We start from the raw sequence: 15,483 nt of genomic DNA, 5'->3' as shown, positions 1-15,483 counted from the left end.
CACGTAACGCCACCGATTCGGGGGCGCGACACGACATCTGGCACCATTCTCCCCATGACCACCACGACTGACGAGCGCGAAGCACCCCCGCGTTCCAGCGGCATCGACCGCTTCTTCAAGATCACCGAGCGCGGCTCGACCATCGGCGCCGAGATCCGTGGCGGTCTCGTCACGTTCTTCGCGATGTCCTACATCATCATCCTGAACCCGATCATCCTCTCGGGTGCGGACGGCACGGGCCGCTTCCTGGGCGGCGGCACCGACGGACCGAACATGGCCATGATCGCGGCCACCACGGCGCTCGTCGCCGGGATCATGACGATCGCGATGGGCGTCTTCGCGAACTACCCCATGGCTCTGGCCGCGGGCCTGGGCCTCAACGCGGTCGTCGCGTTCACGATCGCCACGATCCCTGACGTCACGTGGGCCGACGCGATGGGCATCGTGGTCATCGAGGGGCTCATCATCCTCGTGCTCGTCCTCACGGGCTTCCGCGAGGCCGTGTTCCGTGCCGTCCCGGTCGAGCTCAAGACGGCGATCAGCGTCGGCATCGGACTGTTCATCGCGCTCGTCGGTCTGGTCAACGCGGGCTTCGTCGCCTCGGGCGGCGGGACGCCGCTCCAGCTCGGCGCGACCGGGTCCCTCGCGGGCTGGCCCATCCTCGTCTTCGTGGTGGGCCTGGTCCTCATGATCGTCCTGTGGGTCCGCAAGGTCCGGGGCGCGATCCTCATCTCGATCCTCGCCGCGACGGTCCTCGCGGTGGTCATCCAGGCGATCGCGGGCGTCGGCACCAAGGGCGCCGGTGCGACGAACGGCTGGAGCCTGAACGCCCCGGCTCTCGACGGCAGCCCCGTCTCGGTCCCCGACTTCGGTCTGCTGGGTCAGTTCTCGCTGCTGGGCTCGATCGAGAAGGTCGGCGTCGTCACCGTCGTCCTGCTCGTCTTCTCGCTGCTCCTCGCGGACTTCTTCGACACCATGGGCACCATGGTCGCCGTCGGCGCAGAGGGCAAGCTGCTCGACGAGACGGGCAACCCGCCCAAGTCGCGCGCGATCCTCATCGTGGACTCGGTCGCTGCCGCGGCCGGTGGCGCCGCGAGCGTCTCGTCCAACACGAGCTACGTGGAGTCGACGACCGGCGTGGGCGAGGGCGCCCGTACGGGCCTCTCGGCTGTCGTGACCGGCATCGCCTTCCTCCTGGCGACCTTCCTGTCGCCGCTCGTCGCCCTGGTCCCGAGCGAGGCGGCCGCACCGGCGCTCGTCCTCGTCGGCTTCCTCATGATGACCCAGATCACGGGCATCAAGTGGAACAACGTCGAGGTCGCGATCCCCGCGTTCCTCACGATCGCGCTCATGCCGTTCACCTACTCGATCACGGCCGGCATCGGTGCGGGCTTCCTGGCGTTCGTGGTCATCAAGCTGGCGCTGGGCAAGGTCAAGGCGATCCACCCGCTCATGTGGGTGGCCGCGGCCGCGTTCGTCATCTACTTCACCCTCGACCCGATCAGCGACGCGCTGGGCGTCTGACGTACGCTCGCTGGCGATGACCTCGCCGATCCTGCACCTGACGCCCACGCTCCAGTCCTACGACTGGGGTTCGAGGAGTGCCCTGCACTCCTTGCTGGGCATGGAGCAGGACGGAGGCCCTCTCGCCGAGATGTGGATGGGCGCACACCCGAAGGGCCCGTCGTCGGCTTCGGCCGACGGCGGGCCTTCGTCGTCCCTGGCGGACCTGATCCGTGCGGACCCCGTCGCGATGCTCGGGCAGCGCGTGCTGGACGAGTACGGCCCGCGCCTGCCGTACCTGCTCAAGGTGCTCGCGGCGGATCGCGCGCTGTCGTTGCAGGTCCACCCGCAGCCGCACCGGGCGCGGGCGGGGTTCAACCGCGAGAACCGGGCGGGCATCCCACGAGGGTCGGCCGAGCGCAGCTTCCACGACGACCAGCACAAGCCGGAGATGGTCGTCGCGATCAGCAGGTTCGAGGGGCTCTCGGGGTTCCGGCGTCCGGCGCGGGTCCTGGAGCTGCTCGACGGGCTCCGGGGGGACCTGGTCGCCCGGATGCGGGCCGCGCTCGCGGCGCGCCCTTCTGCAGCCGGGTTGCAGGAGGCGTTCACGCTCGCGCTGCACGCGAGGACCCTGCCCGACGTCGCAGCGGACCTGGCCGTGACGGTCGCCGACGTCGCTGCTCGGCTGGGTGCGGGCACGACGTCGCCTCGCGCCGACGCCACCGTGGTGTCTCTCGCGGAGCAGCACCCGGGGGATCCCGGGGCGATCGTGTCGATGATGCTCAACCGTGTCACGCTCGAGCCGGGGGAGTCGATGTTCGTCCCGGCCGGGCACGTGCACGCCTACCTCTCGGGGTGCGCGGTCGAGGTCATGTCGAGCTCGGACAACGTGCTGCGTGCCGGGCTGACCACCAAGCGGGTGGACGTCGAGGCCCTGCTGGCGTGCGTCGCGTACGCTCCAGGGCCTGCGGCCCGCCCGCGGGTCCGGCGGCTCGGGGCGGGGACCGCGCCCGGACGTCGGGGCACGCTCGCGGCCGGCGGCGGGCTGCAGGAGTACCGGGCGGCGATCCCGGAGTTCGCGCTCGTCATGGGAGAGGTGACCGTCGGCGACGGGGCCGTGGCACTGCCGGCCGAGGGGCCCCGGATCGTGCTGGTCCTCGACGGGCAGATCGAGGTGGAGTGTCCTGCTGCCGGTAGTGGCACACCGGGTGAATCTCTGCAGGCAGTGGTGCGCGCGGGCGAGTCGGTCTTCGTCCCGCACGCTGCAGGAACGTTGGCGTTGCGCGGATCAGGGCGGACGGTCGTCGCGTACGTGCCGTGAGACGCCTGCTGCTGTGAATCGCCTGGGAGCGGTACTATAGTGCCGCACTCCGAGGCCTGCTCGTCCGAGCACTTCCCGCGTCCGCGCTGGATACGGGTGCTCCATTGCAACGAGCCAGGATGGCAGATGTGACGACTCGCAGGGGCGGGGGACTGGGCGCGGCGCGCCGGGCCCTCTGGCATCTTCGGCACGGTGGGGTGTCCCAGCTGCAGTCCTTCCTGCGTCGGCAGCGTGTCCCGTCCCCGGGGAGCGGGCGCGGCGGGTACTTCACCAAGGCCGGCCTGACGTTCGACCCGTGGGACCTCTCTGATCGTCTCCCTGCTCGGCCTGGCTTACGTGTGGGCGTCATCCTCGACGACTTCTCCCGGCTTGCGTTCGCATTCGAGTGGGACCAGGTGCTGCTCAAGCCCTCGTCATGGCGTCAGGTGCTGGCCGACGAGCCGATCGACCTGCTCTTCGTCGAGTCGGCATGGAACGGCAACAGCGGGGCCTGGCAGTACCACCTCACCGGGACGTCAGCCCCCCGGCCGGCGTTCGTCGAGCTGGTCGCGTACTGCCGTGAGCGGGGCATCCCGACGGTCTTCTGGAACAAGGAGGACCCGGTCCACTTCGAGGACTTCCTCGATGCGGCGGCGCTCTTCGACCACGTCTGCACGACCGACGTCGACCGGGTACCCGACTACGTCGCGCGGCTCGGCCACGACCGTGTGAGCGTTCTCCCCTTCGCGGCGCAGCCCGCGATCCACAACCCGGTCCGGTCGCACGGGCGCGGCCCGGAGCGGGACGTCGCGTTCGGTGGCATGTACTTCGCCCACAAGTACCCGGAACGTCGTGAGCAGATGGACCTGCTCCTGGGTGGGGCGTTCGACGTCTCGTCGCGCATGGAGCACGGGCTGGAGATCTTCTCCCGCTTCCAGGGCGGCGACAAGAACTACCAGTTCCCGGAGCCGTTGGCCGACCGCGTCGTCGGGTCCTTGGACTACGAGCGGATGCTCACCGCGTACCGCGAGTACAAGGTCTTCCTCAACGTGAACTCGATCGTGGACTCCCCGAGCATGTGCGCGCGCCGGGTCTTCGAGATCACGGCCTGCGGCACACCCGTCGTGACGACCCCGAGCCGCGCGATCGGTGAGTTCTTCCCCGCGGACGAGGTGTTCGTGGTCTCCGATCGCGCCGAGGCCGGGAACACCGTGCGGGCGCTCGTGCGTTCCGACGAGCTGCGCGATCGTGCGACGCACCTGGGGCAGCGCCGGATCTGGCGAGAGCACACGTACGGGGCGCGAGTGCAGAGCGTGCTGCACGGCGTCGGCCTGGCGGACTCGCCCGCGGTGCCGCGCGCGTCGGTGACAGCCCTGGTCTCGACCAACCGGCCGCACCAGCTCGACCACGTCCTGCGGACGGTGGGTGGGCAGGAAGACGTGGTGCTCCAGCTTGCACTGCTGACCCACGGTTTCGAGGTCGACGAGGCGGACCTGCGTCTGCGTGCCAAGGAGGCGGGCGTCGAGGACCTGGTGCTCCTGACGGCCGGCTCTGACGTCTCGCTCGGAAGCTGCCTCAACCGGCTGGTCGCTGCCGCGGACGGCGACGTCGTCGCCAAGATGGACGACGACGACCTCTACGGCGCGCAGTACCTCTCCGACCAGCTGTACGCCATGGCCTACAGCGGTGCGGATGTCGTCGGCAAGCAGGCGCACTACATGTACGTCGAGGGCATGGATGCCACGCTGCTGCGTTTCGCAGACCGTGAGCGCCGCTTCACCGACCGGGTGATGGGGCCGACGATCGTGACCCGGCGAGGCCTCGCGGTGACCACCCCGTTCCACGACGTGGGCCGGGGCGAGGACACCGCGTTCCTCCGGGATGCTGTGGACGCGGGGGCGCGCGTGTTCTCAGCGGACCGCTTCAACTTTGTGCAGGTACGTTCCGGTTCCGGGGCACACACCTGGACAGTTTCCGACGCCGAGCTGCTTGCGAGCGGCCGCGTCGAGTTCTACGGGCGTGCGGACTCGCACGTCCTCGTCTGAGCAGGGAGAACGGGAACACCATGGGCATCAGCTCTGTCGCGGTGATCGGACTGGGATACATCGGCCTTCCGACGGCCGCGATCCTGGCGTCGCAGGACGTCACGGTCCTGGGGGTCGACATCAGCCAGCGGACCGTCGATGCAGTGAACCGCGGCGACGTACCGTTCGTCGAGCCGGACCTCGCTACGTACGTGGCGGGGGCCGTGACTCAGGGGAAGCTGAGCGCAGCGCTGACGCCGTCCCCGGCAGACGCCTTCATCGTGGCTGTGCCCACGCCCTTCACGGACGGCATGAAGCCGGACCTGTCGTACATCCAGGCCGCTGCTCAGGCGATCGCGCCTCAGCTGCAGGGTGGTGAGCTCTTGATCCTTGAGTCGACGTCCCCTCCCGGAGCGACGCAGCGCATGGCGGACTGGATCCTCGAAGCTCGTCCGGATCTGAGCCTGGACGGCTCGGGAGACCGCCCGGTCATCCACGTCGCGCACTGCCCGGAGCGCGTGCTCCCTGGACGCGTCATGATCGAGCTCGTCACGAACGACCGTATTGTCGGTGGTCTCACGGCCGAGGCTGCTGAGCGTGCTCGCGACCTCTACCAGGTCTTCTGTCAGGGCGAGATCCTCCTGACGGACGCCGTGACGGCGGAGATGGCCAAGCTCGTCGAGAACTCGTTCCGCGACGTGAACATCGCGTTCGCGAACGAGCTCTCGGTCATCAGCGACAACCTGGGCATCGACGTCTGGGAGCTGATCCGCCTCGCCAACCACCACCCGCGCGTGAACATCCTCCAGCCGGGCCCGGGCGTGGGTGGACACTGCATCGCCGTCGACCCTTGGTTCATCGTCGACGCAGCCCCTGAGGATGCACGGCTCATCCGCACCGCCCGCGAGGTCAACGATGCGAAGCCCCAGTGGGTCATCGACAAGGTGGGCAAAGCCGCGAAGGGCGTTCCGAACCCGACCGTGGCAGCACTGGGCCTCGCCTTCAAGGCGAACATCGACGACCTCCGCGAGTCGCCGGCACGCAAGATCGTCGGGCAGCTCGCAGACGAGATGGCCGATGCGACGATCCTCGTCGTCGAGCCGCACATCGAGGAACTCCCCAAGGAGCTGGCAAACCGTCGCAACGTCGAACTGGTGTCACTCGAGGACGCGTTGGCTCAAGCCGATGTGGTGGTGCTGCTGGTTGACCACGACCAGTTTGAAGCAAACCCGCCGATCGGAAGCAGGAGCGTTGCGCGAATCGATACTCGAGGAATTTGGGAACCTCAGCGAAGAGGACAGTCCGACGCCAAGATAGTCCTTTGAACGGTGGAATTGATGAGTGACAAGCCGACCGTCAGCTCCAAAGCGATCTCCAAAGCGAATCTCAGGGAGAAGCTTGCGAGTCGACGTGGAAGAGTTCTACAGTTTGAGTATCAGAGCAGCACTGCAATCCGGGCAGCGAACTTTGCACTATCGCGACAAGGGGTAGTTCGTGAGAACCAGTACGTCGCGCTCGCCTGGCTGTTGGATCGAGATGGACGGGTCTTGGGAGAGCCACCCGTGACCTGGCATGCAAGTGCGGTATTTGCATTGCCCTTCTCGTATGTTTCACCGGGAGAAGCGCACGGCCGGTCGGTACTCAGGGAACTCCGCTCTGCAGAACCATTCTTTGGCCTGAGAGTTCAGCTCGTGAGGTTTGACCGCAAGGCCGCCTCCGTTATAGGCACTTTTGGTGCAATGGCAGTTTCGCTCACGCCGGACCCGATCATCGGCTCCGGTCTCGTGGAGACGCTTGGACTGATTGGAGACGTGAAGCAATATGGTTGACTCGGTCTCGGTGGTGATTGGATTTCGCAATTGGGGCCTAGGGCGCCTCGCCGCGTGCATTGACTCACTCATGATGAGCACGTATACAGGTCGAATCGAAATCATAGTTTCCGACTACGGCAGCGATAATGCTGACGAGGTTCAGGCGGTCGCGGTCGCCCACGGGGCGAAGTACGTCTGGTCGGAACCAGTGCACGGCTGGTCACGGTCTCGGGCGCTCAATGCTGGATATGCGATCGCAACCGGAGAAGTTCTTGCGGTCACCGACGCGGACATGATCTTCCTTCCAACGACGCTAGCAACCGTCGCTGACCATATTCGTGCGTTCCCGCTCGATACAGTGATTCTCCAATGCCGAGATCTTCCTGAGGGATATTCTGACGCCGAGATCGAGCTGAAGGAAGTCGATTGGCAGAATCTCTCGAGAGTCTCCAGCATTCGTCCCCGATGGGGAATGGGGGGATTTGTGGCACACTCGCGAGAAGTAGTGGCAGAAATCCGGGGCCTCGACGAGCGTCTCCACACCTACGGAGGTGAGGACATTGATTTCGGCAACCGCTGCAGGCGGGCGGGCTCTCGCATCCAGTGGCTTGACCACCCCATGGCGAAGATGTTTCACATGTGGCACGCGCCGACCGCGAACAATGCACAGACCGATCCATCTTTCGCCAAAGCGATCAAGAACAATCGCGAAATCTACACGAACGATCGAACGGCAGTCCGTAACGGCACCACCAACTGTCTTGTGGGACCTTCGGCGAACCCGGTGTGCTCGATCGTGTTCAAATACCTCGAATGGGACGCTACAGCCGAGTTGTCGATCGAATCGATCCTCACACAAAGTGTCTCGGCCATCGAAGTGATTCTCTGGGGCCCTGATCAGACAGAGATGGATTTGCGGGTTGAGGATATCGGGGACGATCGTGTCAGGGCGATACAGATGTCTGGCCAGTCGGAAAAGGACCGGATCGCAGCTGTGTTGCGCGAAACGCGCGGAACGTACTTCATGTGGGAAGCGGAGTCGGCGTACTACCATACTTCCCGAGTTGCCGATCTGCTGGCACATTGTATTGATGGAATTCGGGCATGTGAGGATCGGACTGCGGTCCTAAGCGATCTCTTGAACGTAAACTACGTTCAAAGAGAGCGCCCCAACATGTTCATTCATAGAAAGACTCTGCTGGGAATATTGACTTCCTGGGACTCTGAGGTCGCGGAGTTTGGTGCCATCGCGGATCTGGTCGCGTTGTCGGGAGCGCGTGTGGCCGAGTCCGAGACAGTGGGCCGATGGATGGTGGCGTCAAGGGCAAGGGGCGTAGCAGGTCGGGGCAATGTTCAGCTCGATTGGGAAGGGCTCGCCCTCGGCGTTATGGATGACCCCGTTCGGACAAGCTTGAGCGAAGACTCGGCCGAGCAGTTGAGGGTTCCCGCCGACCTGGCCGCGACGACGGTAGTCCTGGTCAGCGCGGATGTAAAATCCCTGCGCAGAGTCGTAAAGCGGGCAGCTTATTCGAAGATCACCTTTGGGGAGCAACTAGAAATTGGAACTCTGGGTGGAGGTGCAACGATACTCGCTTGGAAGATCGACGAGCTGACCAGCGGTGAAATCATGAGACTCCAGCGAATAGCCAAAAGCCAGGGAGTTAGCATCCATCCCGTTGAGTCGTCAATGCAGAACGAAGCTGCTGGCGGGGAGCGATGGTTGGAAAAGATGGTCGTCGATGTGAACGCCGCAATTCACGGGACGGGTAGGCCCGACGAGTTCTGGCTCAGCGCAATGGCGCTTTCGAGCACGGATTCTCGACGAATGAGCAAGTTGAGCGATGATTGGAAGCAATGGCTTCCCATCGCGTCGGTAGCGGTCAAGGAAGTTCGTTGGCGAGAGCAACAGTACCTGATCGCCCTCGGTGGCCCCCTCACACCAGGCGACGCTGCAGATGGACTCCTTGCGGCGACAATGCTGTCGGGATCTGTATCCGAAGTTCGACTGGTGGGAACCGCCGCCATTTCGCTCACGGCTTCTTGAGGAGAGTCCTAGATGCACGTAGTACAAGAACCGCTCGAGAAGAATCGTGGTACGCGGCTTCGAGTGTCACCGGGTGAGTTTGACGCATACCCTCCGATTCCACAGCTGGATCTCTTCGGGTTGGCGCCCGAAAGTCTCACACCGGAGAGGGCAGCGGTTGCGGCAGTGCTCGCCTTCCATCCTTGGACTTCCGATCGAATAGAGTTTGACTGGGAGATCTCGAGTCTTACCGCCCAGAGGATCAGTGAGTTCTTTCAGCCCGCATGGATCTCTGTCGCACCGATTACACGGCGAAACCTGCCAATTCCCCGAGGAACGCGAACGGTTAGCGTTCTCTGTGGATCGGCGAGCACCGAAGTGACGGGCCCTTCGGTGGGGCTCGGGCTACCGAATGCGACTCTCGCCATCAGCCGTCACGGAACGCATATTGAACTCCCAACGAATGCGCGTCCGCTCGGTGAAATGGCGCCTTCAGCACAGGACCGGCTCGGTGCTCCACTGGCCGCATGTGTCGCCTACGGCGAAATGCTCGACGTCAGCAGCTATATCCTGAGGGTCGGCAGTGGAATATCGACGACTGCAGTCTTGGCAATGGAGAGACTCCTAGAGGCTGTAAGTCTAGGCCTCGAGGTGATACATGACGGCGAGAATGCCGATGGCTAGAGAGGTCGTATTCGCCTACAACTTTGCTCCCTTCGTCGATGCTTCAGCGATCACTGCGGTCAAGCGGGTGGCGGCGCGTGGCGAGATGGTGGATGTCGTTTCCCAGGATCTCTCTGGTTTGCGCACTCGTGACGATTCTCTCTACAGCATGGTGGCATCCACTATTGATCGTCACTTCTTGTTGAAAGGTCGCGTTGCCTTCGATTCCTGGGAATCCGTTGCCGCCTTTGTTCAAGGCGGCCTCGAATCGATCGCGAGGACGGGTCGGCTCTACGATCGAGCGTACTCACGGTCGATGTGGCCACATTCCCACTTCCTGGGTGCCCTGGCGAAAATCAGACATCCTAGTACGTATTGGGTTGCGGAGTTCTCGGATCCGCTACGAAGGGATGTCTCAGGAGGGATGCGGTCGTCTGCGGGGGTGCCCAAGGACTTGATCTCAAGCGCCCTGAATGCGGGTGTTCCATCCGACTTTCAGGGGTTGCTGAGCGACAACCCTACAATTCTTAACTGGGCGGAGTTTCTGCCATACGCACTTGCAGACGAACTTGTCTTCACGAATGAGCAACAGCGAGACGTCATGATTGCCGAGGTCGAGGATCCGGGCCTACGGCGTCAGATCAGGGGTCGCGCGAGGGTGAGCTACCACCCGATACCGGACGAGAAGTTCTATCAGGGCTCGGTTTCGTCTGGCCTCACAACAGCGAGACGGCTCCGGCTGGCCTACTTTGGAACGTTCTACACGAACCGTGGCCTTGGTCAACTTCTTGAAGCGCTGTCGGCTATTAGATTCACGGGCGGATTGGCTGTTGAACTCGACGTCTACGGTGAGGCTCCCCCGAACCTGCAATCCGCGGCCACAATTCTGGGTATTGGTGACCTGATTCGGACTTTCAGCCCAGTTCCATATTTGGAGTCTCTTCGACTGCAGTCAACATACGACGGGCTCGTTCTAAATGATGCGCACGCCATTGGTTTTGAGGGACTGAATCCATTCCTTCCTTCGAAGTTGAGCGACTATCTTGGATCGGGCTCGAGGATCCTAGCGTTGCTCTCCCCGGGTAGCCCTGCCTCGTCATTCGGATTGGAGTATGCGGCAAAGCTGGGCGACGTCTCGTCGATACAGCAGGTTCTAAGCAGATTAAGCAACGACGTGATGCGAGCGCGTCCGAACTAGCCACGACGGTCGCCTAAGCGAGCAGTGGATTGCAGTGTTTTCGCGTTGGTAGCCCGTCCAAAGACTCCCACCACCTCACCGCCGCGACTTGACCGTCCGCAGCGGGCAGAGCATTCGAAAGGTTGAACGATGAGTTGGATCGGCCTGATTGATTCGCCTCAGGAACTGACCCAAGTTCCTTTGCGGCTGGATCTCCCTGCGTTCGAGGGCACCCTGCATCTTGGGCTCGCACTCAAAGCGGGTCCGGCCGTTGGAGCGCGCGATACCCTTGCATCGCTCGTCCTGCACGACTCGATGGGTCCGCTTGGAGAAAGGTCGGACTGGGACCAGCAGCTCCGGGCCTCGGATGTCCATAGATCTGCCAACCCGACCGTTGGACACTACCGCTACCTATGGACCGTGCCTGGCAAAAGTGAAGTTGAGATCTCTTTCAAGATCCCGGCAGGCCTATATTGCTCGGAACTGTCTGTGCGCAAGTATGGGGAAGACCGCGCGCCGATATCCATTATGGCGGCGGCATATCGGGCCCAGTAGGCGGTGTGAACGGATCCTGTCTGAACGGTGGATGATTGGAATGATGATATGAGAGATTCTCGAGCGAGCACTTTTGGAGATCGTGAGCACGAGGTCCTTACCTTCAGAGGGGTCGGAACTCGTTCGTACACTGGACTTCAGGGCAGTCCTGCCGAGTACCGGTCGATTTCACTGAGCGGGCAGATGTCTAGCCCCGGAATGCCTGCTGATTTGTCCTTCGGACAGACTTTCTCTGAAATTACCCTTGCGGCGACACTCGCATGGACGGGAGAATGGTACGGTGTTTTTCGCCTCAAGGGCGCGAATCAAATCGCTGTTGGCGCGGATCATTTCGGTTACGCGCAATTGTTCTATTCGGAATTTCCAGATCCGACGGCAACAGGAAGTCGCACCGTTCTTGTTTCGCCCTCATTCAGAGGCATACTTGCTGCGCGAAGACTCCAAGGCCAAACCAACAAGCTGCGGTTCGATATCGCATTGCCGAGCTTGATCTCCACAAATAATATCTTCAGGACCCGCGCCTCGGATGAGAGTTTTGCCGATGGTGTCTTCGTGCTCGGTAATAATGATCTCCTCGTGTTGGATGAGAACGGGTTCGGTGTAATTGAGCGCCCGGCTGCGGTCGAGTCGAATGACTATGATGCGCTTATTGGTGCAGGCATTGACCGCGCAGTGGGTGTTATTCAATCGTCGATTGAGTCAGGAAAGCCGGTCCAGTTTAGTCTCTCGGGGGGCAAAGACTCGCGCGCCGTGCTTGGCCTCCTCGTGGCTGCCGGGGCTGAGCGTGATGTTCATACCTGGACCCAGATTCCGAGTGGCCCCGTGAGCGCGAGTCAGGAGATCTTTTCGCGCGACTTTGTAACGGCGAGTCGACTCGTGCAGCGCTTTGATCTTCGATGGTGGGCGCCCGAGCCAAGCGACGCCTCGCGCGTTTCCTTCGAGGACGATCTTTCATATTGGCAGAATTACCGGAGCAATGGTTCCTTTGAGTTTGTCGCGCACGAGACAGTGGCAAGACCCGTTGAGCGGATTGGTTTCGTCGGTATCGGGGGAGAGCTCGTCCGAAGCTATCTCGGGGCTGGTTATCGAACCAGTCTGCCTGGCTGGTGGTCAAAAGCGGGAAAGGTCGATGATTCAGTCGAGCGTGATTTGCGCTCGCTGTTCCGAGCTATCTGTCCATCCTGGCTGATCGGTCGTGAACTTTACGAATCATCGGAAGCCTCGTTCGTGCGCGCCTTCTCATTGGAGGACGGGCAGGACGTCATCGCGCAGATTGACGCTTCTTACCTTGCGTATAGAAATAGATGTCATGCCGGGACGGCGGCGTTTCAGCGACCACTTGGTCCTTCGATCGTCTACCCCTTGGCGCAGCCCGAGTTCGTGGCGGCGAATCGCCTTCTCGAGCGCGTAGATCGGGAAGACGGGCGGGTTCTGTTCGATATTCTTGAGCGTACGATGCCAGATCTCAATGCGCTGCCGTTTGTTTCACCTCCATGGACCGATCGATTCGCGACAACTGGTTCAAAGAGCTCGTGGTCGGGGTATTCAGGTGCCCTGCGTCGGGACGAGCTGCGCGCATCGAAACTCGGTTCGAGTATTGCGCCCCCACGCGTGGTGACCGGGGCTCCTCGGCGTGCGTTTGTTCTTGACGGGGGCGAGCGAGCGTTTGAGAATCTGGGAATCATGGCCGATCATCTTCGAATGGACGATTGGGATGTCGACGGGTTCCTTTCGAGGGTTTCCCGCATTCTTCAGTACAATGAGAAGATGCTTCGGGTTGTCCTTGCGGCGAGCGAGACCGCTCGTGACGTACTCGAGACTCCTATCGTGAGGCTGCGCGTGAGGGATCTTGATTTCCGTACCTGGCGTGAGGATTTTTACTCCCTCAGCGGTGCCAGGGTGGGTGGGATTGCTGCCAGCGATTCGAGCACCGTTCTATTGCGGAAACACATAGATCAAGTCGATCTTAGTGGAGTGACTGCGACCGTGCAGGTAGTTGAGGGCGATGCGTGCAGGAATGTGATCGTTTCGACTGCGGGGCTACGGTTGGGCAGTGAGGCTGCATGCTATCTGCACGTCGATGGCCGGCGGATTGATACCCAGTGGTACAGCCAAAGCGGTGTTTTTGAGTTTGTGGTTGATGAGCAACTTAGTGGCACGGTTCGCGCTGAGGTTTTTGTGCGGTGGGTCGGTGATCCAGTTGTTCAGCGGGTATTCGACGTGCCAGGTATACTTCCAGCCGCAGGCCCCGTTTCGGAGGGTTGATTGACGGTAGGTCGATTCATTTCTGCATTGCGTTCGGTTAGTGGGATATTGGTTCTGCCTGGCCGGGGCCGACCGTTGGTGAGTTCTCCGGGCTCGCCAATGGACGGATCGATGTGTGGGGATGGTGCCAGACGGCGGTTCGTTGGCTGGGTGCGGATGTGCGTTCAGCTGACTAGTTGTTCTGGCGCACGAGGTTCGTGGCACCGGTCGGGAGTCGTGAGACTGGGGGTCGGTTGCCTGTGGCGGTGTCGTCGCGATGGTAGTTGTAGTGGATAGTCCAGGTCTTGACTGGTTCGGCTCGCTGGTGCTTCGGAGGTCCACGCGCGAGTAGGGGAGCTCCTCGGCCAGGATCCGGGCAGAGCGTTCAATCTTGCCGTTGTGACGGGGCCTGTGGCGCCGAATGTGTTGGTGGTTTGTGGCGGCGGCGGTGGTGGTCCGGTAGAACGGGGTGGCCTTGAACCCGTCGATCGCTGAAGGCAGGGTGACGTAGCAGGGGAACGCCCAGGGTTCGGATGACTGACCTGTGAGGACCGTCGTCGTTCCTGGAAGGACGTCCATCGTGCCTAAAACGTTCCCGAGAGAGTTCCGTTATGACTTGGTCGCGATTGCCGTGAGGGCGAGTCCCCGATCTGGCGGGTCGCGAAGGACTTCGGAATCTCCGGGTCGTGTCTGTAGCGCTGGTTGAAGATCGCTGACGGCGAAGACGGCAAGCGCGGCCCCGGCTTCACAGCGTTCGGGTCCGACGCGCTGCGTGAACTGACGAAGCGCAACCGGGCGCTGGAGCAGGAGAACGAGAACCTGCCCCGGCCGCTGCGCGCTTCGCCCGCGAGTTGTTCTCAATGACGCACCCGCTGGTCCTCGAGCGACAAGCATGCCCGGCTCACCCCGGGCCTCAGCAGGGCATTAGCGTGCGACACAAGGGGTAGGTCCTTCATCGGACCTACCCCTTGCTCACGCCCGAGCCCGTGTCACTATCCCCATGAACTGCAACAACTAGTTCGCGCTTGTGACGCCCGGGCCGAGGTCCGATTCGTTCTTCTACGCGTCCGTCGATGCGAACGATAGTGCGTCGAGCGTCCGTGATGCAGCGGACCCATCTCCATATGGATTGAGGGCGCGGGCCATGCTCTGATAGGTCGCTGTGTCTGTCAGGAGCTCGGTGACGCTCTCGACGATGCGCTCCTCATCCGTGCCGATGAGGCGGACGGTACCTGCGGTGACGGCCTCGGGTCGCTCCGTGTTGTCGCGCATCACCAGTACTGGCTTGCCCAGGCTGGGTGCTTCCTCCTGGACACCGCCCGAGTCCGTCAGGATGACGGTCGAGAGCGCGAGCATCCTGGTGAACTCGCCGTAGGCCAGGGGCTCCGTGACGGTGACGTTCGCGAGGCCGACGAGGTGGGGGAGCACAGCCTCGCGGACGATCGGGTTGCGGTGAGCGGGAAGGACGATCTCGAGCTCAGGGAATGCCAGCGCGATGCGAGCGAGCGCGCGGCCGACTCCCTCCATCGCACCTCCCCAGTTCTCCCGGCGGTGCGTGGTCACCAGAAGGATGCGGCGGCCTGAGGTCGCCAGGGATTCCAGCGCCGGGTCCGAGAAGGGAAGTTCCTTGCCGACCGTCATGAGGAGCGCATCGATGACTGTATTTCCGGTGACCACGATCGTCGATTCGTCGATCCCCTCGGCCAGCAGGTTCGCCCGGGAGACTTCCGTCGGCGCCAGGTGCAGTGCTGCGATCTGGGTCGTGATCTTGCGATTCGCCTCCTCGGGAAAGGGCGAGGAGATGTCACCGCTCCGCAGCCCGGCCTCGAGGTGGATCACCGGGATCTTGCGGTAGAACGCGGCGAGGGCGGCGGCCGTCGACGTCGACGTATCGCCCTGGACGATCACGGCCGCGGGCTCTTCCTTCTCGAGGATCGGATCGAGCCCTTCGATCACCCGTGCGAAGATCTGCGCGAGCGTCTGTCCGTGGCTCATGATGCTCAGGTCGTGGTCCGGCACGATCCCGAACAGCTCGTTGACCTGGTCCAGCATCTCGCGGTGCTGGCCCGTCACCACCGTGACGCTGTCGAACTCGTCGCTCGCCTCGAGCGCCTTGATCACGGGAGCCACCTTGATGGCCTCAGGACGGGTGCCGTACACGGTCATGATGCGGGGGCGCATCG

The 15,483-nt window shown here is 62.7% G+C and carries 11 protein-coding genes; 10 read left to right on the top strand and 1 reads right to left on the bottom strand.

What is annotated here, in order from left to right; all coding sequences use genetic code 11:
* The first annotated feature begins 54 nt into the window (after positions 1-54).
* From ASE15_RS00530 to ASE15_RS20585, 10 genes are all read left to right on the top strand, one after another.
* Entirely contained in the window at positions 55-1,524 is a 1,470-nt protein-coding gene (locus ASE15_RS00530) for an NCS2 family permease (protein ID WP_056645409.1), read from the top strand.
* 16 nt (positions 1,525-1,540) lie between these two features.
* Positions 1,541-2,824, top strand: a complete 1,284-nt coding sequence (manA, locus tag ASE15_RS00525; RefSeq protein ID WP_056760506.1) for a mannose-6-phosphate isomerase, class I — start codon at positions 1,541-1,543, stop codon at positions 2,822-2,824.
* Between the two features lie 128 nt (positions 2,825-2,952).
* Positions 2,953-4,848, top strand: a complete 1,896-nt coding sequence (locus tag ASE15_RS00520) for a glycosyltransferase (RefSeq protein WP_235534053.1) — start codon at positions 2,953-2,955, stop codon at positions 4,846-4,848.
* A 20-nt stretch (positions 4,849-4,868) separates the two neighbouring features.
* A complete protein-coding gene (gene wecC, locus ASE15_RS00515; protein ID WP_056760500.1) occupies positions 4,869-6,152 on the top strand; it encodes a UDP-N-acetyl-D-mannosamine dehydrogenase in 1,284 nt (427 codons plus the stop codon).
* 12 nt (positions 6,153-6,164) lie between these two features.
* The gene (locus ASE15_RS20605) at positions 6,165-6,656 is read left to right on the top strand and encodes a hypothetical protein (protein ID WP_157277085.1); all 492 of its coding nucleotides are present in this window, start codon (positions 6,165-6,167) and stop codon (positions 6,654-6,656) included.
* Positions 6,649-8,682: a glycosyltransferase family 2 protein gene (locus ASE15_RS20105; protein WP_082618061.1), complete on the top strand. Its 2,034-nt coding sequence runs from the start codon at positions 6,649-6,651 to the stop codon at positions 8,680-8,682. Before ASE15_RS20605 ends, ASE15_RS20105 begins: the two co-directional genes overlap by 8 nt.
* A gap of 637 nt (positions 8,683-9,319) precedes the next feature.
* Positions 9,320-10,522: a hypothetical protein gene (locus ASE15_RS20600; protein WP_157277084.1), complete on the top strand. Its 1,203-nt coding sequence runs from the start codon at positions 9,320-9,322 to the stop codon at positions 10,520-10,522.
* Between the two features lie 129 nt (positions 10,523-10,651).
* Positions 10,652-11,056 carry a hypothetical protein gene (locus tag ASE15_RS20595; RefSeq protein WP_157277083.1) on the top strand — a complete coding sequence of 135 codons (405 nt, stop codon included), beginning with the start codon at positions 10,652-10,654 and terminating at the stop codon, positions 11,054-11,056.
* Between the two features lie 183 nt (positions 11,057-11,239).
* On the top strand, positions 11,240-13,321 hold the full coding sequence (locus tag ASE15_RS20590) for a hypothetical protein (protein ID WP_162259106.1): 2,082 nt from the start codon (positions 11,240-11,242) through the stop codon (positions 13,319-13,321).
* A gap of 681 nt (positions 13,322-14,002) precedes the next feature.
* Complete coding sequence (locus ASE15_RS20585; RefSeq protein WP_157277081.1) at positions 14,003-14,164, top strand: hypothetical protein; 162 nt, start codon at positions 14,003-14,005, stop codon at positions 14,162-14,164.
* Between the two features lie 195 nt (positions 14,165-14,359).
* Here the strand turns inward: ASE15_RS20585 and wecB are convergent, their stop codons facing one another.
* On the bottom strand, positions 14,360-15,481 hold the full coding sequence (gene wecB / locus ASE15_RS00510) for a non-hydrolyzing UDP-N-acetylglucosamine 2-epimerase (RefSeq protein ID WP_056760496.1): 1,122 nt from the start codon (positions 15,479-15,481) through the stop codon (positions 14,360-14,362).
* Between the last annotated feature and the right edge of the window lie 2 nt (positions 15,482-15,483).

The organism is Oerskovia sp. Root22 (assembly GCF_001429135.1).
GTDB classification, from domain to species: domain Bacteria; phylum Actinomycetota; class Actinomycetes; order Actinomycetales; family Cellulomonadaceae; genus Oerskovia; species Oerskovia enterophila.
The sequence above is the reverse complement of the archived record's forward strand: the minus strand, read 5'-3'. Positions and strand labels throughout refer to the sequence as shown.